15 protein-coding genes are annotated in these 18,127 nt (G+C 64.5%); 6 read left to right on the top strand and 9 right to left on the bottom strand.

Features of this window, described 5'->3' with window-relative positions; genetic code table 11:
• The first annotated feature begins 231 nt into the window (after positions 1-231).
• The 3 genes from OP497_RS13690 (at position 232) to OP497_RS13680 (ending at position 1,098) form a co-directional block, all read left to right on the top strand.
• Positions 232-537, top strand: a complete 306-nt coding sequence (locus OP497_RS13690; protein WP_280549330.1) for an addiction module antidote protein — start codon at positions 232-234, stop codon at positions 535-537.
• Between the two features lie 82 nt (positions 538-619).
• The gene (locus OP497_RS13685) at positions 620-814 is read left to right on the top strand and encodes a stability determinant (RefSeq protein ID WP_280549328.1); all 195 of its coding nucleotides are present in this window, start codon (positions 620-622) and stop codon (positions 812-814) included.
• The gene (locus OP497_RS13680) at positions 814-1,098 is read left to right on the top strand and encodes a type II toxin-antitoxin system RelE/ParE family toxin (protein WP_280549326.1); all 285 of its coding nucleotides are present in this window, start codon (positions 814-816) and stop codon (positions 1,096-1,098) included. Before OP497_RS13685 ends, OP497_RS13680 begins: the two co-directional genes overlap by 1 nt.
• Before the next feature lie 757 nt (positions 1,099-1,855).
• Here the strand turns inward: OP497_RS13680 and OP497_RS13675 are convergent.
• Positions 1,856-2,557, bottom strand: a complete 702-nt coding sequence (locus tag OP497_RS13675; RefSeq protein WP_280549324.1) for a SprT family zinc-dependent metalloprotease — start codon at positions 2,555-2,557, stop codon at positions 1,856-1,858.
• Positions 2,558-2,573: 16 nt separating this feature from the next.
• The gene (locus tag OP497_RS13670; protein WP_280549321.1) at positions 2,574-5,933 is read right to left on the bottom strand and encodes a type I restriction endonuclease subunit R; all 3,360 of its coding nucleotides are present in this window, start codon (positions 5,931-5,933) and stop codon (positions 2,574-2,576) included.
• Between the two features lie 219 nt (positions 5,934-6,152).
• On the opposite strand from OP497_RS13670, the gene OP497_RS13665 reads away from it, so the two are divergent.
• Positions 6,153-7,469: an ATP-binding protein gene (locus tag OP497_RS13665; protein ID WP_280549317.1), complete on the top strand. Its 1,317-nt coding sequence runs from the start codon at positions 6,153-6,155 to the stop codon at positions 7,467-7,469.
• Between the two features lie 59 nt (positions 7,470-7,528).
• Here the strand turns inward: OP497_RS13665 and OP497_RS13660 are convergent, their stop codons facing one another.
• The 6 genes from OP497_RS13660 to OP497_RS13635 all read right to left on the bottom strand — a co-directional run bounded on the left by OP497_RS13660 (position 7,529) and on the right by OP497_RS13635 (position 14,325).
• Positions 7,529-8,455 (bottom strand): hypothetical protein, encoded by a 927-nt coding sequence (locus OP497_RS13660; protein ID WP_280549315.1) that lies wholly within the window; start codon positions 8,453-8,455, stop codon positions 7,529-7,531.
• A 119-nt stretch (positions 8,456-8,574) separates the two neighbouring features.
• A complete protein-coding gene (locus tag OP497_RS13655; RefSeq protein ID WP_280549313.1) occupies positions 8,575-9,042 on the bottom strand; it encodes a hypothetical protein in 468 nt (155 codons plus the stop codon).
• 241 nt (positions 9,043-9,283) lie between these two features.
• Positions 9,284-10,585 carry a restriction endonuclease subunit S gene (locus tag OP497_RS13650; protein ID WP_280549311.1) on the bottom strand — a complete coding sequence of 434 codons (1,302 nt, stop codon included), beginning with the start codon at positions 10,583-10,585 and terminating at the stop codon, positions 9,284-9,286.
• Complete coding sequence (locus OP497_RS13645; protein ID WP_280549309.1) at positions 10,578-13,013, bottom strand: class I SAM-dependent DNA methyltransferase; 2,436 nt, start codon at positions 13,011-13,013, stop codon at positions 10,578-10,580. The genes OP497_RS13650 and OP497_RS13645 overlap by 8 nt, the downstream gene beginning before the upstream one ends.
• A 561-nt stretch (positions 13,014-13,574) precedes the next feature.
• Positions 13,575-14,180, bottom strand: a complete 606-nt coding sequence (locus OP497_RS13640) for an exopolysaccharide biosynthesis protein (protein ID WP_280549307.1) — start codon at positions 14,178-14,180, stop codon at positions 13,575-13,577.
• The gene (locus OP497_RS13635; RefSeq protein ID WP_280549305.1) at positions 14,170-14,325 is read right to left on the bottom strand and encodes a hypothetical protein; all 156 of its coding nucleotides are present in this window, start codon (positions 14,323-14,325) and stop codon (positions 14,170-14,172) included. The genes OP497_RS13640 and OP497_RS13635 overlap by 11 nt, the downstream gene beginning before the upstream one ends.
• Before the next feature lie 202 nt (positions 14,326-14,527).
• Between OP497_RS13635 and OP497_RS13630 the strand changes: the two genes are divergently transcribed.
• Together OP497_RS13630 and OP497_RS13625 are read left to right on the top strand one after the other, a co-directional pair.
• On the top strand, positions 14,528-15,145 hold the full coding sequence (locus OP497_RS13630; protein ID WP_280549303.1) for a LysE family translocator: 618 nt from the start codon (positions 14,528-14,530) through the stop codon (positions 15,143-15,145).
• 93 nt (positions 15,146-15,238) lie between these two features.
• On the top strand, positions 15,239-16,471 hold the full coding sequence (locus OP497_RS13625) for an EAL domain-containing response regulator (protein WP_280549301.1): 1,233 nt from the start codon (positions 15,239-15,241) through the stop codon (positions 16,469-16,471).
• On the opposite strand, the gene OP497_RS13620 is transcribed toward OP497_RS13625, so the two are convergent.
• Complete coding sequence (locus OP497_RS13620; protein WP_280549299.1) at positions 16,411-18,087, bottom strand: acyl-CoA dehydrogenase family protein; 1,677 nt, start codon at positions 18,085-18,087, stop codon at positions 16,411-16,413. The genes OP497_RS13625 and OP497_RS13620 overlap by 61 nt on opposite strands.
• Positions 18,088-18,127 lie beyond the last annotated feature (40 nt).

Raw genomic sequence — 18,127 nt, 5'->3', positions numbered from 1 at the left:
CTGACCAGGAGGAGGAAGCCGAGGCCGAGAACTGATCGGACTGGCCATCCATCGGTAATGACCGGACACCTTAGATCGGTATAAGGCGGACAGTTCTAATCGGGGTTGACAGTGTGCTCATGATGGGCTTGTGCACTACCCGACCGCTGACGGCCATGACCCCTTTCAGACATGGCTTGATACTATCAAGGCCAAGACATTTCTGGCTGACCACAGAAGGAAGGCACGGAAATGAAACGCCACGACGCCGCCGTGGTCGAGATGCTGCGCGATGACCGCGACATGGCGCTCGACTACCTGCGCGCTGCCTTCGATGAGTTGGACGAGGAGGGTGGAGAGTCCGCATTCCTGATGGCCCTGCGCCATGTGGTGGAGGCCCAGGGCGGCATGGCGGCTGTGGCCGAGTGTGCCAAGGTGTCACGCGAGAGCCTCTACCGGGCGCTGTCACCCAAGGGCAATCCCACCCTTCGCACCATGACCCTCGTGATCAAAGCAACCGGCATCCACTTCCACGACCTGACGCACCAGGCTTCCTGATACAGAAAACGTCAGCCGCGTGGCGTTCACCTGGAGCACCACGCTACACTGCAATAAACCCACTGACATGAGGAGAGCCACCATGACCAAGCCGCTTTCCCCGATTGTTTCTGAGTTCGAGACTGAGGAACAAGCTGTCGCCTATGATGTGTGGCTGCGTGAGAAGGTCGCTGCCAGCCTGGCCAATCCTGGCCCTGGTGTGCCGCATGACGAAGTGATGGCCCGGATGGACGCGATCATTGAGGACGCCGAGCGCCGACACCGCGAGCGTGCCTGATGCTGCCTGTCGTATGGTTGGATGACGCGATCGCCGATCTGGCTGACATTGTGAGCTTCATTGCCGAGGAGAGTCCTGCCGCTGCCCGCCGTTTGAAAGCACGCCTTGAGTCTGCCCCCCTTCCCCTGTCTGAACACCCGTATCTGTACCCGTCTGGCCGCGTGTCAGGCACTCGGGATCTGGTGGCCCATCCTAACTACTTGATCGTGTACCGTGTGACCGAGGTACGAGTTGAAGTGGTGGCCGTAGTCCATACCCGCCAGCAATACCCGCCGATTCCCTGAAGACGCTGCCGCCAGGGCGTCGTGATAAAAGCGACCGGCATTCACTTCCACGATCTGACGCATCATGCTTCGTGAGGTGGTCGGTAAGCCTGGCAGCGTGTGACATCCCGTATCGCCCAAGCGCATTTCTAGTATTGGGACAGGAATTGGGGCTTTCCTAGGTTTTGTCCGAAAAATCTGCCCGCAACTAGGCTTCGTCCGAAAACTGGCTGCGCTCGTCCATACGGCGTTAAAAATCGGCTCGTGCGCGAGTCCGATCAAGGTACTCATTTACATTCCGTAAACTCCGTCTTTTCGCCGATTTTTCAGACAGAGCCTAAGCGGCAAGCCGTATAAGGTGCGCCGGGGCCATGGCTTAGGCGGCTATCCAGATTGTCGCTGGCTTCTCATACAGATTGACGCGCTACAGTGAGGACCAGGGATGTTGTTAAGGCCGTGAGGGTCAGCGCTGCGCCTTGTTCGCGATCACCTGGCAACCGATAGATCCCTGTGAAGGCAAGCTGGACGTGGCCGACACGAACATGGCGTCGAGAAGGTGGACGTCATGATTTCGATCTTTACCGTGTCCAGAAACTGGAGTTCATCGAGCCAGAAAATGGAGCAGTCGGGCGGATTTCGGAGGCTTCCCGGCTCCAGATAATGGACACCTTACTAAGTTACCAAGGGGTGGGAGAGGACAAAGCCTTTCCTGGCCCGGATCGATCCCTGAACCATAGAGCGCCACGAGGTGCGCGAGAACCGTGGTTTCGGCTGGCGGCTATACCCCCTCCACCTCGATCCCGTGCCGGGCGAGCCAGCTCTTGCGCTGCTCGTAGTCCGGCATGGCACGCTCCAGGCGGCGCCAGAACGCCGATGTGTGGTGGGGCTCATGCAGGTGCACCAGCTCGTGGACGACCACGTACTCGGCGATATGGCGCGGCAGCAGGATGGTTTTCCAGTGAAAATACACACGGTTGCCCTTGCCGCAGGAGCCCCAGCGGTAGCCGAGGTCCTGCACCGTCATCCCGGCGGGTTCAACGTCCATACGCCGGGCGTGCTCGCCCACCTTGGTGGTGAGCCAGTCGCTGGCGCGGGCGCTGTACCAGCCGACGAAGTGCTCGCGGGCATCGGGGAGCGCATCCTCGCGCAGCTGGAAGCGCCCGGCGACGAGCTTGAGCGGGGCGTCCTGGGCGTCATTGGCCACCCGCTTGAGACGGTAGCTGCGTCCCAGGTAGAGAAAGCCCTCGCCGTTGACGTACTCCTTGCGCGGCAGCCGGCGGCGATTCTCGGCCTTCTGCGCCAGCTTCTTGAAGATCCAGTAGCGCTTCTCGGTCACGAAGTCGCGCAACACCTGCTCCTCGGTGCCGGCGGGCATGGCGATGACCAGCTCGCCCTCGCGGTCCACCGTGATCTCCAGCGTCTTGCGCCGGCGACTCTCCCGCACCTCGAAGCTGAGGTCGTCCACGACAAGCTGGGTCATGCGGTCACCTGCTCATTCATGCGCTTACCAGTTTGGCGTGGTTACTGCGGGCCAGGTCGAAGAGCCGCTCGGCGGTGGCCTCGGCCTGATCCATGGGCACCAGGCCACCCATCATCAGCTGGCTGAACAGGTGCTGCTTGAGGCGCTCCTGGTCCGGGATGTGCGAGGGCTTCCAGAAGTCGGGGATGGCGATCTCCTGCTGGATCGTGGCCACCAGCTCCTCGGTGGCGTCGAGCAACGTCTGGGCGGTGGCCGAGTCGATGGCTTCTGGCTCCAGGCTGGTGCTGGCCGACAGCTCACGCCAGAAGGGCTCGGCGTGGGCGGGCATCTGGGGAATGCCCTCACCCGGACCAGTTGCGCCGTCACGCAGCTGCTGGGTCAGCCCGCGCAGGGCCTCCACCTGCTCGTCCCACTGACCATCCAGCTGCTGCAGCAGGTCGGCGAGTCGCTCGCTCAGCCGGCCGTACTTCACCGGGTCCTCATCCAGGTGCTTGCGCACGTGGGAGCGGATGGCGTGTTCCATCTCGGAGGCCTTGGCGCGATCACCGACCTGGCGGCCGATATGCGCGTCGAACTCGGCGTCGGTGAGCTGCACCGGCGGGATGCGTGGATCTATCCCTAACGAGATCACGTAGTCATCGATCAGCTTGCGGACCTTGTTGCCGATGTCCTTGCCCAGCTCCGGGGTGTCCTTGTAGCGGTTGCGGGCCAGGGCGTGGAGATAGGCGAGCCGCTTGGCGTCGTTGACGAATTCCAGCCCTTCGGGTCGTGGCAGAACGTCATCCAGGGTGCGGTTGAACTCCTTGAGCTTGACCACGAACTCGGCGCGCACCCGTTCGTCCCCCAGGGCCTGCACCGCCTCCTCGGTGTCGGCCAGGCTGTCCACCCCCTGGCTCCGCAGCACGTCGATCACCCGCAGGTGGCGGTCACGCAACAGCGGGATCTCATCCTTGAGGCTCTGCAGGGCACCGTCGATGTCCTCCTCGCTGTAGGCGGCCAGGGCCTCCTTGAGGTGGTTGGCCACGCCGAAGTAGTCCACCACGATGCCGTGGGTCTTGCCGTGCCCGGTGCGGTTCACCCGGGCGATGGCCTGCAGCAGCTCCGCCTCGCGGATCGAGCGATCCAGATACATCACCCCCTCGATGGGCGCATCGAAGCCGGTGAGCAGCATCGACTTGACGATCAGGAAGGCCAGCGAGTCGGTCTTTGCGGGGTCATCGTGCAACAGCGGCTTCTTGAAGCGCTTGATATGGTTTTCCACCGCGGCGCGCTCGCTCCACTTGGCCCAGGCCGCGTCGTCGTTGTTACCGCTGCTGAATACCACGGCGAATTCCAGCTGGCGCAGGATCTCACGGTAGCGCCAGGCCTGGATCGCGGCCTTGATCCGCGGCGGGCGGGTCAACAGCTGCGTATCGTCCAGCGCCTTGTCCTCGGGGCCGAGTCCTATGGCCTCTTCCAGCAAGGCGGTCTTGGCCTCCTGCAGGGCCTCGAGGTAGCGCATGGCCGCTCGGCGACTGTAGGCCACCAGCTGGGCCTTATAGCCGTTGGGCAGGATGTGGGTCACGTAGTGACGCAGGATGTCCTGGGCCTTCTCCTGGATCAGCCGTGGCGCCTCGAAGATCTGCCCCTTGGTGGCGTACTTCTTCTTGATCGCCTCCAGCTCCTCCTTGGTGTGCTCGCGGAACAGGTCTTCGAACAGGCCGTCCAGGCTGGCGCCTTCCTTGATCGCCCCCTTGGCCGTGCGGCCCTCGTAGAGGATCGGCACCGTGGCGCCGTCCTGTTCCGCCTCCTTGATGGTATAGCGGTCGATGTACTCGCCGAAGATGTCGTGGGTGCGCTTCTTGTCGCCCATGATGATCGGCGTGCCGGTGAAGCCGATGCGCGCGGCATTGGGCAGGGCACGCATCATGTTGGCGTGCAGGTCACCGGCCTGGGTGCGGTGGGCCTCGTCCACCAGGATCAGGATGTCCTCGCTGGTGTTGAGCACCTCGAAAGGCGCGCTCAGGGTGGGCTTGCGGGGCGCGGTTCCGGTGCGGCCCGGTTCGGCCGCATCCCGGCGGCCGGTGTCCAGCCCGCCGCTGGGGGTTTCTTCGCCTGCCTCGTCTTGGTCACCCTCGTCTTGGTCACCCTCTGCATCCGGGTCGCGGTATTTCTGCACCGTGCCGAATACCAGCCCGGGGCCGTCGCGTGCCAGCAGCTTCTTGAGGGCGGCGGTGTTGGCCGCCTTCTCGACGCTCTCGCCGGTCAGCTCGGCCGTGGCGGAGAGCTGGGTCTGCAGGTCCTTGCGGTCGGTGATCACCACCACCTTGAAGCGCCGCAGGCTCGGGTCGCTGCGCAACTTGCGGACCAGGAACACCATGGAGAGGCTCTTGCCGCTGCCCTGGGTGTGCCAGATGATGCCGCCGCGGCGGTCGGCCTCGCCATCCTCGCGGCGGGTCTTGCCGCTCTTGAGCCGTTCGATGGCCCGGGTCACGCCGCGGAACTGCGGATAGCGGCACACCAGCTTGATCTCCTGGCCGCCCAGGTTCATGAACAGGGTGTAGTGGCGCACGATGTCGAGCAGGTTGCCCCGGGTGAGCATGCCGGCCACCAGGCGCTGCTGGGCCGAGAGATCCGCCACGTCCAGGTCGATGGCCACCTCCGCCTCGCGCAGCGGCGCCACCGTCTTCCAGCTCAGGTAGTGGGCGAAGCCGGCACCGATGGTGCCGACGCGCGCCTCATCGAAGTTGCTGGCCACCAGGAACTGGCTGGTGGCGAACAGTGCCGGCACCCCTTCGTGTTCCGCCACCTCGAAGTCCAGATGGCGCTGGTCGTGGTAGCGACGCAGCTGGTCCACCGCCTGGGTGAGGCCCTCCGGCACGGTGCGGCTCTTGCACTCCACCACCACCAGCGGGATGCCGTTGACGAAGAGCACCAGGTCGGGGATCACGTGGCCCTTGCTGGTGTCGTGGCCGGGCGGGCATTTCACCTTGAACTGGTTGACCACGGTGAAGACGTTGTTGGCCGGCGTTTCCCAATCGATATAGCGCAGTATCTGGCCGCGGCCGCCGTCCCAGCCCTCCAGGCCCTCCACGGCCAGGCCACCCAGCAGCAGCTCCGTGGCCAGCTTGTTGGCCTCCAGCACCTTGCTGGCCGGGAGTCGAGTGATGGCCGACACCGCCTGATCGAGGCGGCGGTCATCCAGCCACGGCGTGTCGTCGCGGCGATTGATGGCATGGAGACGCTCGCGCAACAACGGCTCCATCACCACCTGGGCGAAGCTCTCGCGGTGGGTCACGGCGGGGTTGTCCAGCGAGCCGGCCAGGTACTCCCAGCCCTGACCCACCAGCTGGTCGATGAAGGGCTTCTCGACGTCCGTGTACTCAGGACTTGCCATGCCGTGGCTCCAAAGTGCGTTGAGTGCCTTCGATGGTAGCGAAACCAGCGTCAGGCGGGAAATTTGCCGGGCCTGACCGGCGCTTTCTCGGACAGGTGTCGCAACTGGACGAGTAGCCTGACACCAACTGGCCGATAGAAAATGCAGCAATTGGACGATAGATCATCCATCAATTGGACGCTAACCTAGCCAACAACTGGACGCTACCAGAGGCGCGACATGACATTCCCCTATCTTCCACGGCTGATTCGCGATCGAGTGCTTGAGTCACTTGCCGATACGCCGGTGGTCTGCCTTCTGGGGCCACGGCAGGTGGGCAAGACGACTCTCGCCCAACGCATCGACCCCGAGCGTGCCTACCTGAACCTGGATGATGCGACGCTGCTGGAAGCGGCTCGGCAGGATCCGCTCGGCTTCGTCGAGGGATTGCCTGAACGTGTCACTCTGGACGAGGTGCAGCGTGCGCCGGCGCTGTTGCTGGCGATCAAGTCGGTGGTGGATCGGGATCGCCAGCCAGGCCGATTCCTGCTGACAGGCTCTGCCAACCTGCTGTTGCTCCCCAAGGCACAGGATTCTCTGGCTGGCCGCATGGAAGTCATCTACCTGCATCCGCTGACCGAACAGGAGAAGCGCGTGAGTGCTACGACCCTGCTCAGTACGCTGCTGGAGGGGCGGCTAACGCCCAGGATGGTGGCGGACACCACGCCCCTCGCCCCCACGGCAGAAGTGCTCTGCCAAGGCGGCTACCCCGAACCCAACCGCCGTGCGCCCCATCGGGCACGCCAGTGGTATCGCCAGTATCTCCAAGCCATCGTGCAGCGCGACGTGCGGGATATCGCCGCCATTCAGGACGAAGACGGGATGCTGCGGCTGATGGAGTTGTTGGCCTACCGCACGGCCAGCCTGCTCAACGTCAGCAATCTGAGCAAGGAACTGGGGATGGAGCGCGCCACCATCGCCAAGTACCTCGGCATCCTGGAGCGCCTCTTCCTGATTCAGCAGCTCCCTGCCTGGCATCGCAATCACGCCAAACGGCTGATCAAGAGCCCCAAGCTGCATATTGTCGATACCGGCCTTGCCGCGGCACTGGGGCGCCTGGGGCCGGAGCAGTGGCTCACCGAGGCAGAACGCTTCGGTTCCCTGTTGGAAAGCCATGTGGTCGAGCAGTTGATCGCTCAGGCCTCCTGGATAGAACCGGAGTTACGCTTTTCCCACTACCGGGACAAGGACCAGGTGGAGGTCGACCTCGTCATCGAGCGGGGTCGGGAGCTCTGGGGGGTTGAGGTAAAGCGCGCCGCCAGCGTCCAGGCCAAAGACGCCGCCGGGTTGGCCCGGCTTGCCGACCAGGCCGGCAAGGGGTTTCGCGGGGGCATGCTGCTCTACACCGGCCGCCACTGCCTCAAGCTGCAGGTGCCGGGCTGCTTCGCCGTTCCCATCGGCATGCTGTGGGGCGAGGAGCCCGGGAAGGCAATCTCCAGCGAGGAAGCATTGCAAGCCTTGGCCGACCAGGCCCAGGACCTGGATATGGGTTACTGATGCGCTTACCTTTCGGCGATATGTACGGAGGGCAGCATGGCCGAGTGGGGGCTCATAGCTCACTCCGACGGCTGACTGGCTGGCCATGTAGGTAGCGCAAGTAGCTTGTAGCGGGGCCTGCCACGACCAGCCTGGGTTACCAGAATCTTCGCCTGGACCACCTGTCCACGATGGTCATTGATTGAGTCGGGAGCCTCAACGCCTGGCCCTATCTTGGCCGTCAGCCACTCCTTGCTTTGTTCAATCTGAAATTCACAGCTTCCCCTGTGCGGAAGAGCGCCACCAAATACCACCGAGAGCACCTGTTCACTCTCGGATAGATACTCCGTGCTAAGCCTTTCGAGGCTGCGTTTTACCTGGCCAGCATCCTTAAAATGAAATGACTTATCGGCATGTTTTAAGGTGCAGAACGCTTCATTTTCATTGAGGACGACCACGAAATCACGGATTTTGTTCAAGGCCCGCTGATCCATATCGGCGGCGGCTTCTGCCAGCTGCTCATCGTCGATGCCGATACTGCCGTCCAGTAGGTTTCGGGTCGCTTCCAGGGCCCGGGAAACCGTACTGTCCTCATCTATCTCTAGCTGCGACGAAGATTCCTGAAGCTGGAAACCAAAGGAGCCTCGTGCCGTGCCGGTGATCATCATCTGGTACTGCTGACGATTTGGAACTGGTCCTGTGGGTGCCAAAGTGGCATGTAGGGAGGCGCCGACTGCAGTGATCGCGTCGGAAAAAGCGGAGAGCGCCTTGGTAGCAAAATCGGCAATAACGCCTTCCGATCCTGCTACCGGACGCCCGCTGAAAGTCAGCACTGCACGAGCAAGTTCTCGCTGTTGAGGAACTACCTCTTCAAGTTTTTCTTTCACAACATTCAAGCGAGTTTCTACGCTGGCCCGATCCAGGACATCTTCGGGTGGAATTTTATCCAACATTTTTTGGAGGCTGCTGACCTCAGCCTTGAGGGCCAGCATCTCTTTCTGGTTCATTGAGAGCCCTCCTGGTCTTTAAGCCTTTCAAGGTGCTCTCTGGCGGCTTGATCTGGCAATAATGAAACCTGAAGAAAACCTTTCCATGCGTCGTCTCGGCGATGTGACCACATGCTGTACTAATAGGATGAGCGCTCGACCAATCTTTCAGGAGATATGACGTTCATGGCCACAAAATAAGCATCAACATGGTAGTGTTTCTTTATCGTCAAGTGTGCATCGGGAAGGATCCCGATAGCCTCATTGAAATTGCCCAGTACTTCCTGTTGGTCTATTTCGCCAGGAAAAGCAATAAAGCTGACAACGTCGATGTCATTCGGGGCCCGATTTTCAAGCGCTTCAACGTACTCCATATAGCTTCCATCCAGCCACTGAAACCCTTCGGTCAACCCTACAGCATGCAGGCCCTGGCGGTAGCGCAGAAACCCATCGAGTATTCCGATACGCTCCTGTGAAGTGCCGAAGCGCTGGACGAGATCGACCAGCGACACCTCGTAGGGAGAGCGAGCCGGCGATGTCGGGTTGTTGGCATCCACCGGCGGCAATACACCTTCTGCTGTCCAGTCAGGAATCGACACGTTGATCATGGGGCTTCCCTGCGTTCACTCATTTGACGTATCACTCTTAGCTTAGTTGCCCGGTCGACAGCCCGCCATGCGCCACCTGAGCACCGGGATCTTGTTGGCGGTGATGTCCTTGAGTCCGACCTTCCGTAAAGAGGGGGCAGCGAGCGCCAGAACGTTGCAAGAGAGCTGTCGAAGGTGATCATGGCGGTTCCCTGTGCGATGTGTGGTCCTGTTGTTGTGATGTTGTTGTAAGAGCCCCGGTCTATGCCGGGGTGGTGGCCTGGGCCTGGTCGAGAAGCGGCGTAACGCGGACGCGGCCGGTCAGGAGGTCGTCCATCAGGCCCGATTTTTGGATGAGCATCTTATCCAGGAAGTCCTTCTCAGACTCAATTTTTGAGGCCATTGCTTGTAGCTCTTTGACTATGAGCATTTGCTCGGCACTTGAGGGGAGTGGAACCTGAAAAGCTTTCAATTGAGTTGAGTTTATTGAAGCCAAGTTGGTACTTTGCTTCGATGACCGGATGAAGTAGTGCTTGCCAGCAACTGATGATGAGAAAGCGGTGAGAAAGTGTGGGCTCAGCATGCCCGGGTTTGTGCGAACACGGAACACATGGTTCTGGTGAAGGCAAAGCTCTATTTGACCTTGCCACAAAGCCCCTCGGCCTAACTTGTCGAAGTCTCCTCCTTCATTCATGAGCACATCGCCGGGAAGTAGCCGATACTTGTCAATATCGGCAGGGCCCACTTTAATTCGCTTTATGTCTGTGAGGTCGAGGTAGCCATCCTGAACATTTGCCACCCGCAGGTAAGGCACCAGTGGCCAATCACTACTTCCTGACTTGCCTCCGAGAGTAACCCCGCTAACAATTTCCGAAAGATTACCTAGAGAGCCGACACTCCACTCCCTCGGAATCAACCCCAGCGGCGACTCCTTATAGAGCTCTGGCGCTTGCTCGGGGCTGGGGCGCAGCCGGCCGCTCTCATCGATGCCGCGGGTCAGCAGGTCGTGGAGCAGGCCCTCCTTGACCTTCTCCAGTTTGGCGATCAGAGCATCGGTCTTCTGGATCTGGGTGTCGAGAGTGTCGAGGATGTGGGCGACAAGCTGCTGCTCAGCTCTGTCGGGAGCAAAGACTCGATGCTTCCGAAAAAAGTCCGTGGGCACTCGCTTCTGACCGGCTGACCCGATCATTGAGGCTTCCGCTTTCAGCCTAAGGTTCGGGCTTTGGGAAAGATGAAAGATATAGCGAGGGGAGTTATCAGCTTTGGCCCGCAGAACATGAAACTCCGTGCTTCCGTACCCGACCCCGTTTTCAAGACCAACGGCATGGGCGCCCTTTCCATTCTCCATGCAGGGGGTGATCTTCGCGAAAAGAACATCACCTTCCTGGAAAGGGGTGAAGCCAGACTTTACCTCTCGTAATGGTCTTGTCTGGCGAGCCAACCACTGACCACTTTCACTCACATCCCCCATCGGGATGAACGAGATGGGTGCCTCAGGGCGATCTGGAGTTGGCGCTCTGAGAGGTGGATTGATTTCAGCCAATTCGGCTATAGGTTCAAACATACCCCAGCCCCTCCAGATACTGCTGCAGTTCCTTGGCTGCGGCGTCGCGCTCGGCCTCGATGTCGGCCAGCGTTACCCGGTACTTGTCCCACCAGGTCTCGAAGGCGGCGATCACCTGCTGGCGCTGCTGGCGGATATAGCGCTCGAGGATGTCCTTCAGGTCGTTGTGCAGGATGGTGCCCACCAGGTCGGCGGCGGCGGGTTCGTCGAGGGCATCCACGGCGGCGTTGAGGTGGGTCTCGAAGCTGGCCACCTTGGCCTTGTGGGCTTTTCGCACCTGCGTGCGCTCGCTCTTCCAGGCCTTGATCTGCTCCGGCGTCGGGGCGTCGTCATCCTCGCCGTCGCTGGATTCCGTTTCGTCGCCGTCGTTGCCCTCGGGCTTGGCCTCGGCGGCCTTGATGCGGGCGTCCAGCTCGGCCTTGCGGGCGGCGAGTTCCTCCAGCTCGGCGACGTACTCCTCGAGCAGGAAGTGGACCAGGCGGTGGTCGAGGGGGTTGGCCTTGCTCTGCTCGTCTTCCAAGAGGCTCACGATGCTGGTGCGCCAGGCGTCCACCACGCCCAGGCAGCCGCGGGCCTGCAGGGTGCGGAACTCGTTCTTGTTGTCGAACCAGAAGCCCGCGATGATGCCGCGCACCGCGAAGCGGTCGAGCATGGCGGTGGGCTCCAGCGCCGCGGTGAAGCTGCCCAGCAGCTCGTCGCGCAGCCGGGTGAGGCGACCGCCGTTGCCGGAGAGAGTGGTGATGCTGGCGCCATGTTCGGCCCACCAGGCCTCGAAGGCGGCCATCACGCTGGCTTCCTTGTGCTGCAGGCCGGTGTCGGCCTCGATGGCGGGCTTGAGCTCGCGCTTCTCGCTCAGGGGTTCGGCGAAGGCCACGTAGTCGGGGTCGGGCTTTTCAGAAGAGCCGCGGGGCGTGAAGAGCCCCATGGGGTCGAGGCCCTGGGCGTCGAAGAGCGGGCGCCTGGCGTCGATCTCGGCCACCGGCACGCCGCCCTTGAGGTGGGCGCGCACGTCCTGGGGCTCCGGCGGCGGGGTGTTGTCGGCGTAGCGGCGGATGTTGAGGTTGTAGTCGTTGTCGCGCAGCTCCGCGAGCGGCACCACCCGGGCGAAGCCGGGCACGTCCTCGAAGACCTCATAGGTGCTGGCGATCTTCTCGATGTGCTCCGGCAGCAGGTGGTTCTGGGCACGGCCCTCGTAGTATTCGCGATCGGCGTTGATGAACAGCACACGGCCCTGGCGCTCCTCGGGCTTGGCCCCCTTGGCGCGCAGCACCAGGATGCTCGCCGGGATGCCGGTGCCGTAGAAGAGGTTGGGGGCCAGGCCGATCACCGCCTCCACCAGGTCGTCCTCGAGCAGGCCGGCGCGGATGCGCTTCTCGTCGCCGCCGCGGAACAGCACGCCATGGGGCATGACGGTGGCCAGGCGGCCGTCGGACTTGAGACAGGCGACCATGTGCTGCAGGAACATCAGGTCGGCCTTCTTGGCGCCCTCCGGCACGCTGCCGTAGTGGAAGCGCTCGGGGAAGTTCTGGCTGGGGGTGTAGCCGATGGAGAACGGCGGGTTGGTGAGGATGCGGTCGAAGCGCGTAAGCTCGCCGCCCTCGACGTGCTGCGGGTCGGTGAGGGTGTCGTCGTTGCGCAGGTCGGCGGAGCCAATGCTGTGCAGCAGCATGTTCATCTTGGCGATGGCCCACACCGAGCCGGAGGCCTCCTGGCCGAAGAGGTTGAGCCGGCGCGGGTCGCCGCCCTGCTCCTCCAGGTACTCCTTGGCGTGGATCAGCATACCGCCGGAGCCCATGCAGGGATCGTAGACGCTGTGGCCCTCCTGGGGGTCCATCAGCCGCACCATCATGCGGACCACCGGGCGCGGGGTGTAGAACTCGCCGCCCTTCTTGCCGGCGGAGTCGGCGAAGTCGCGGATCAGGTACTCGTAGGCGGCGCCGAGCAGGTCGGGGAACTCGAAGTCCTCGTTGCGCAGGCGGTACTCGCTGAAGTGGATGATCAGGTCGCGCAGCTTCTTGTCCGGCAGGGTGGTGGAGCCCACCTTGCGGGTGAAGTCGATGTGCTCCAGCACCCCGGCGAGGCTGGGGTTGTGCTTCTCCAGGCCGGCCAGTGCCTTGTTCAGGGCGTTGCCGACGCCCTGGTGGGCCTCCTTGAGCAGCCAGGGCCAACGCGCCTGCTCAGGCACGTAGAAGGTGGCCTTGTACCAGCTCGGCATCTCGATCACCTGGGCGATGTCGATCTCGCCCTTGCCCGCCTGCCTCAGCTGCTCGCGGACCTCCTCCTGGCGCTGCTCGAAGACGTCCGAGCAGCGCTTCAGGAAGAGCATGCCGAAGATGTACTCCTTGAACTCCGAGGCGTCCATGCGCCCACGCAGGATGTCGGCGGCCTTGAAGAGGTGCCGTTCCAGCTGGTTGAGGGTGAGGATCATGTACCGCGGTTCCCTGTGTTCGCTGAGCCGGCCGCCTCGTGCGGCCGTGGTGACTGGCGCCTATCTCACCAAACTTGGGGCGGTAAGGCCATGAAGAAGATCAGTCCTTTTGCTGGCGACGGACTTGGCAGCGCTCTGGCAACTGCTGAGTGGACAAAGTGGAGCGGGAGACGCCCAATGACTGGCGCTGTGGCTGCCTGACAGGCGATCATTCCCGAGCTCTCGGAACTGTCCTGCGAAGATCCGCGTCGCTTGTGCGCGGTTCTTGGGCGATCCAGGAGGGCAGCAGATTCAAAATTCGCCGGGTGCAAGCCCTTGTCGGTTCGAGTCCGACCGCCGGTACTAGGCTGAATCCAGATCTGAAACAGCTGCCTCCGGGCGGCTGTTTGCGTTTCTGCCCCTCCAGCATGCCTCATCGGCAGTCCCCCCTGGCCACCTTATTCCTTATTCCGCGATGCCCTTGGCGACATAGCTGGCGCGCGCCGACAGGGCGAGGCCGTGTTTGAGGCATCTCTCAGGGCCTGGCATGGCGGTTCCTGGGGTAGGGAGACCTGTCGCCGTTCAGGCCAGACCGACGATTACCAGCGCCAGGGTGCCGCCGGTCAGCGCGTAGCCCAGCAGGGCCATCAGGCCGTCGTTGGCCAGCAGCGCCAGGCCGAAGAGCGTCAGGGCCAGGCCCGCTCCGTTGGCGGTGAAGGGCACCACCTCCATGGGCGGCATGGCCAGAGCGATCAGCAGGCAGGTCAGGGCGACGGGGAGATGGGCCGGTGGCCGTGTGAGCTGAACGAGGCGCCTCTTGAGCAGGCGGTCGACCCAGCAGGCAGGACGCTCCATCCAGCGTGTGGCTTTTGTGAAACGTTCCCGCGAGACCCGGCGCTCCAGCAGCCAGGCCGGCAGCCAGATGTAGTTCCGGCCAGCCAGCAGTTGGACGCAGGAGAGCACCACCAGGAGGGCCATCAGCGTCGGCACGCCGGGAATGTCGCCAATCAGCGGCGCCAGGGTGACCAGTCCGGCGATCAGCAGGAAGGGAGCGAAGGAGCGGCGCCCCAGACTGTCGAGAATGGCACCGAGGCTGACACTCTCCCTGTGTTGTCCGGCCTGCTGAATCTTGTCCAGCAGGCTGGACAAGGGCGCCTGCTCCGGGGTGTCGCTGGCCTCACCGGCCATGTCGCCTCCGGGTCCAGAGGAGCAGGGTGTCGAGCAGCAGCAATGCCGGCCCCACGAAGCCTACCGGGCTCGAGGCCCACCAGCCGAGGATGGGTAGCAGGGCGCCGAGGATCAGCAGGGCGATGGCGAGGGTCCGGACCGTCATGGGCAGCGTCTCTGTCGAGGTGTGCCGACAGTGTAGCGTCGCGGCCGAGGGCTCTGCAGCCCCGCGGGACTGTCGCCTTGCCCAGGGATGGCGTAAGGTAGTGGCAACACAGTCCTTCGCCTGTTCTCGGGTGGCGGACTGTTTTCGTTGGCTACCCCGGAAAGCGTGCAATCAGCGTTGACGGTGCCCAGGAGGTCCCTGCATGCCCCTCTCGCTCTGGCTCTCACTGGCCGCGGTCTGTGCCATGGGGGCCATGTCGCCGGGTCCCAGCCTGGCCCTGGTGCTGCGTCATACCCTGGGCGGCGGCCGCCTGCCGGGCATCGCGGCGGCCCTCGCCCATGCCCTGGGCGTGGGCTTCTATGCGCTGCTCACGGTGTGGGGCCTGGGGGCGCTGATCGTGCGCTTCCCGCTGCTGTTCCAGGTGATCACCTGGGGCGGGGCGGCCTACCTGGCGTGGCTGGGGATCAAGGCCCTGCGCGCCGGGCGGGCTGGCGCCCTGGATGCCGCGGCCATGGCCACCAGCCGTCGCCAGGCGGCGCGTGAGGGCGTGCTGGTGGCGCTGGGCAACCCCAAACTGATCCTCTTCTTCATCGCCCTGCTCAGCCAATTCGTGACCCCCGAGATGAGCCTCGCGGCCAAGGCGCTGGTGGTGCTCACGGCGATGGTCATCGACGGTGGCTGGTACGTGCTGGTGGCAGTGGGCCTGTCCCACTCGCGGGTGCTGCCCTGGTTGCAGGCCCGGGCCCACTGGCTCAATCGCATCACCGGCGTGTTACTGCTCGCCCTGGCGCTGCGGGTGGTGGCCGGGCCCATCGCCTGAGCGATAGCGTTGATGTGCGTCATGCTCCTGTCCCGGTGACCCAGGCGCTTTGCTGATACGCTGAAGCTTAGTGCCCTGGTGGGAACCCCCTAGATGAATGATCTGACGATGCAGGCCCAGCGGTTGGCGGTGGTGCTCGAGGAGGATCCCGATGCCGCCGCCACCCTGTCGCTGCAGCTGCGCACCCTGGGCATGGAGACCCGCTACTGCCGGCACGGTCAGCACCTGATCGGCGAGGTCATGGCGCGGCGCCCCCAGTTGGTGATCATGGCCCTGGAGTTCGGCCAGCAGGATGGCATCTCCATGCTGCGCCGGCTCGCCGAGTGCGGCTATCGCGGCCGGGTGCTGCTGCTCAGCGGGGTCGAGCGCAAGATCGTGCGCATCGCCGAACGGCTCGGCCAGGCGCTGGGGCTTCAGATGCTGGCCTCGCTGGACAAGCCGATGCGGCTCATCGAGTTGCGCGAATGTCTCGAGGCCCTGGCCACTGGCCATCCGCCGGATGCCGCGCATCCCGTCACGCCCCCCTGTCGCATCGAGGAGCTGGATCGGGCCTTCGCTCGTCAGGAGATCACCCTTCACTATCAGCCCCAGTTCGAGCTCGCCAGCGGCCGCCTCAGCGGTGTCGAGGCGCTGGTCCGCTGGGCCCACCCCGAAGCGGGCTTGCTGGTGCCCGGTCGCTTCCTGCCACTGCTGACGCCCGACCAGAATCGTCACCTGACGCGCCGCGTGCTGCAGCTGGCGCTGGGAGATGCTGCCCGCTGGCGCGATGCCGGCCTCTCGCTGTCGCTGTCGGTCAACGTCACCGCCGATGACCTGATGTGCCCAGAGCTGCTCTCCCTGGCCAACGAGGCTCGGTGTTCGGCGGGCGATGCCCCCGTGGTGCTGGAGATCACCGAGACCGCCGCCATGGAGGACGAGCTCCTCGGCAGCGAGGTCGCGGCTCGGCTGCATCTCGGTGGCCTGGAGGTCTCGGTGGATGACTTCGGGGTGGGTTTCTCGTCGCTGGCCCGGCTGCAGCTGCTGCCGATCAGCGAGCTCAAGGTCGATCGCAGCTTCGTCAGCCGCCTGCTCGAGGATGCCCAGGATGCCGCCATCGTCGAGGCGGTGGCCCTGTTGGGGCGCCGGCTGGGCATCCGGGTGGTGGCCGAGGGGGTCGAGGACCTGGCCTGCCTGGCCCACCTGGAGCGCTACGGCTGCACCCATGTGCAGGGCTTCGGCCTGGCGCGGCCCATGCCCGCCGCGGACATCCTGGCGTTAGCCGGCGCTCAGTCGCCGATGCGTGCCAGCAGGGCCGCCAGCGGCGCATCCCCGGGCAGCACTCCGTAGGCCGGTCCGGCCTCGTCACCCAGCCGCGATCGGCAGAAGGTCTCGGCCACCTCCGAAGGGGCATGGCGCAGCAGCAGGGCGGCCTGCAGGCACTGGGCCAGCCGCTGGGCGAGCCAGCGGGCACGTGGCTCCAGCGAGGCGGGTGGGGCGGCCAGCTCGGCGTCCAGCAGGGCAAGGGCGCGGTCGAGTTCGGCCTGCTGGCCGCGGACCGCGGCGAATTCGGCCTGCAGCGCCGCCAGCGCTTCCGGATGGCGGCCCAGCACCCGCAGCAGGTCCAGGCAGATCACGTTGCCCGACCCCTCCCAGATCGAGTTGACCGGCGCCTCGCGGTAGAGCCGGGCCAGCGGCGCCTCCTCCACATAGCCGATCCCGCCCAGGCACTCCATGGCCTCGGCCATGAAGCCCGGCGTGCGCTTGTTGTGCCAGTACTTGGCCAGGGTCGGCAGCAGCCGTGACAGAGCGGTCTCGGTCTCGTCGCCACGGGCAGCGCCATCGAAGGCCCGGGCGGTGCGCATCACCAGCGCCAGGCCGGCCTCCACCTCCAGGGCCATGTCGGCCAGCAGCACCCGCATCAGCGGCTGCTCGGCCAGCGCCCGTCCGAAGGCGTGGCGCTCCCGGACATGCCGCCAGGCCTCCACCAGGGCCTGGCGCATCATGCCCACCGGGGCGGTGGCGGCATCCAGCCGGGTCTGCTGGACCATCTCGAGGATGGTGGCGATGCCGCGGCCGGGCTCGCCCACCGGCTCGGCCCGGGCGCCGCGGTACTCGATCTCCGCCGAGGCATTGGCGCGGTTGCCGCACTTCTCCTTGAGGCGCTGAAGTTCGATGGCGTTGCGCTCGCCCTCCGCGGTGACGCGCGGCACCAGGAAGCAGGAGAGGCCCTCGTCGCTGCGGGCCAGGGTCAGGAAGGCGTCGGACATGGGGGCGCTGCAGAACCACTTGTGGCCGGTCAGCCGCCAGCCGTCCGCCGAGCCCTCGGCGCGGGTGGTGGCGAGGGGTTCGGCTCGCGTGGAATTGGCGCGCACGTCGCTGCCACCCTGCTTCTCGGTCATCGCCATGCCGAAGGTCAGCCCGGTCTTCTCGCCCGCGGGCAGCAGGCGCGGGTCGTAGTCCCAGGCCAGCAGCCCCGGGGCCCAGTGCGCCTCGACGGCCGGCGTCTGGCGCAGCACCGGCAGCGCGGCATGGGTCATGGTGACCGGGCAGCAGAAGCCGGGCTCCGCCTGGGTCAGCAGGTAGAGGGCGGCGACATGCGCCTGATGGCCGCCGCGTCCCTCTTCCTGCCAGGCCACCGCATGCCAGCCATGGTCGATGGCCAGGTGCATCAGCTCGTGGTAGGCGGGATGGTAGGCCACCTCGTCCAGCCGCCGGCCGTGACGGTCGAACAGGCGCAGTTCGGGCGGGTGGCGGTTGGCCGCCTCCCCGAGTTCCTGGACCCGGGCGCTGCCGGCCTCGCGCCCCAGCGGGGCGAGGCGCCTGGCGACCCACTCCGGGGCCTCCCGGGCCAGTGCCTCCTGCAGCGGGGTATCCCCGGCGAGCAGGTCGCGGTCCGTCGGTGGCGAGGGCTGGTTGGTCACCTCGTGGGTGGCCAGCCGGGTGCGGGGGGCGGGGTCGGGCATGGTCGGGCTCCGAGATAGAGGCCTGACCTGAGCATGGTCC

It is taken from the genome of Halomonas sp. 11-S5 (assembly GCF_029889825.1).
In the GTDB taxonomy this organism is placed as follows: domain Bacteria; phylum Pseudomonadota; class Gammaproteobacteria; order Pseudomonadales; family Halomonadaceae; genus Halomonas.
This window is presented reverse-complemented; position numbering and strand designations above follow the sequence as displayed.

Coding starts and splice junctions, on each gene's coding strand:
- OP497_RS13690 (WP_280549330.1), top strand. CDS start 232: ATGAAACGCCACGACGCCGCCGTGGTCGAGATGCTGCGCGATGACCGC.
- OP497_RS13685 (WP_280549328.1), top strand. CDS start 620: ATGACCAAGCCGCTTTCCCCGATTGTTTCTGAGTTCGAGACTGAGGAA.
- OP497_RS13680 (WP_280549326.1), top strand. CDS start 814: ATGCTGCCTGTCGTATGGTTGGATGACGCGATCGCCGATCTGGCTGAC.
- OP497_RS13675 (WP_280549324.1), bottom strand. CDS start 2,557: ATGACCCAGCTTGTCGTGGACGACCTCAGCTTCGAGGTGCGGGAGAGT.
- OP497_RS13670 (WP_280549321.1), bottom strand. CDS start 5,933: ATGGCAAGTCCTGAGTACACGGACGTCGAGAAGCCCTTCATCGACCAG.
- OP497_RS13665 (WP_280549317.1), top strand. CDS start 6,153: ATGACATTCCCCTATCTTCCACGGCTGATTCGCGATCGAGTGCTTGAG.
- OP497_RS13660 (WP_280549315.1), bottom strand. CDS start 8,455: ATGAACCAGAAAGAGATGCTGGCCCTCAAGGCTGAGGTCAGCAGCCTC.
- OP497_RS13655 (WP_280549313.1), bottom strand. CDS start 9,042: ATGATCAACGTGTCGATTCCTGACTGGACAGCAGAAGGTGTATTGCCG.
- OP497_RS13650 (WP_280549311.1), bottom strand. CDS start 10,585: ATGTTTGAACCTATAGCCGAATTGGCTGAAATCAATCCACCTCTCAGA.
- OP497_RS13645 (WP_280549309.1), bottom strand. CDS start 13,013: ATGATCCTCACCCTCAACCAGCTGGAACGGCACCTCTTCAAGGCCGCC.
- OP497_RS13640 (WP_280549307.1), bottom strand. CDS start 14,180: ATGGCCGGTGAGGCCAGCGACACCCCGGAGCAGGCGCCCTTGTCCAGC.
- OP497_RS13635 (WP_280549305.1), bottom strand. CDS start 14,325: ATGACGGTCCGGACCCTCGCCATCGCCCTGCTGATCCTCGGCGCCCTG.
- OP497_RS13630 (WP_280549303.1), top strand. CDS start 14,528: ATGCCCCTCTCGCTCTGGCTCTCACTGGCCGCGGTCTGTGCCATGGGG.
- OP497_RS13625 (WP_280549301.1), top strand. CDS start 15,239: ATGAATGATCTGACGATGCAGGCCCAGCGGTTGGCGGTGGTGCTCGAG.
- OP497_RS13620 (WP_280549299.1), bottom strand. CDS start 18,087: ATGCCCGACCCCGCCCCCCGCACCCGGCTGGCCACCCACGAGGTGACC.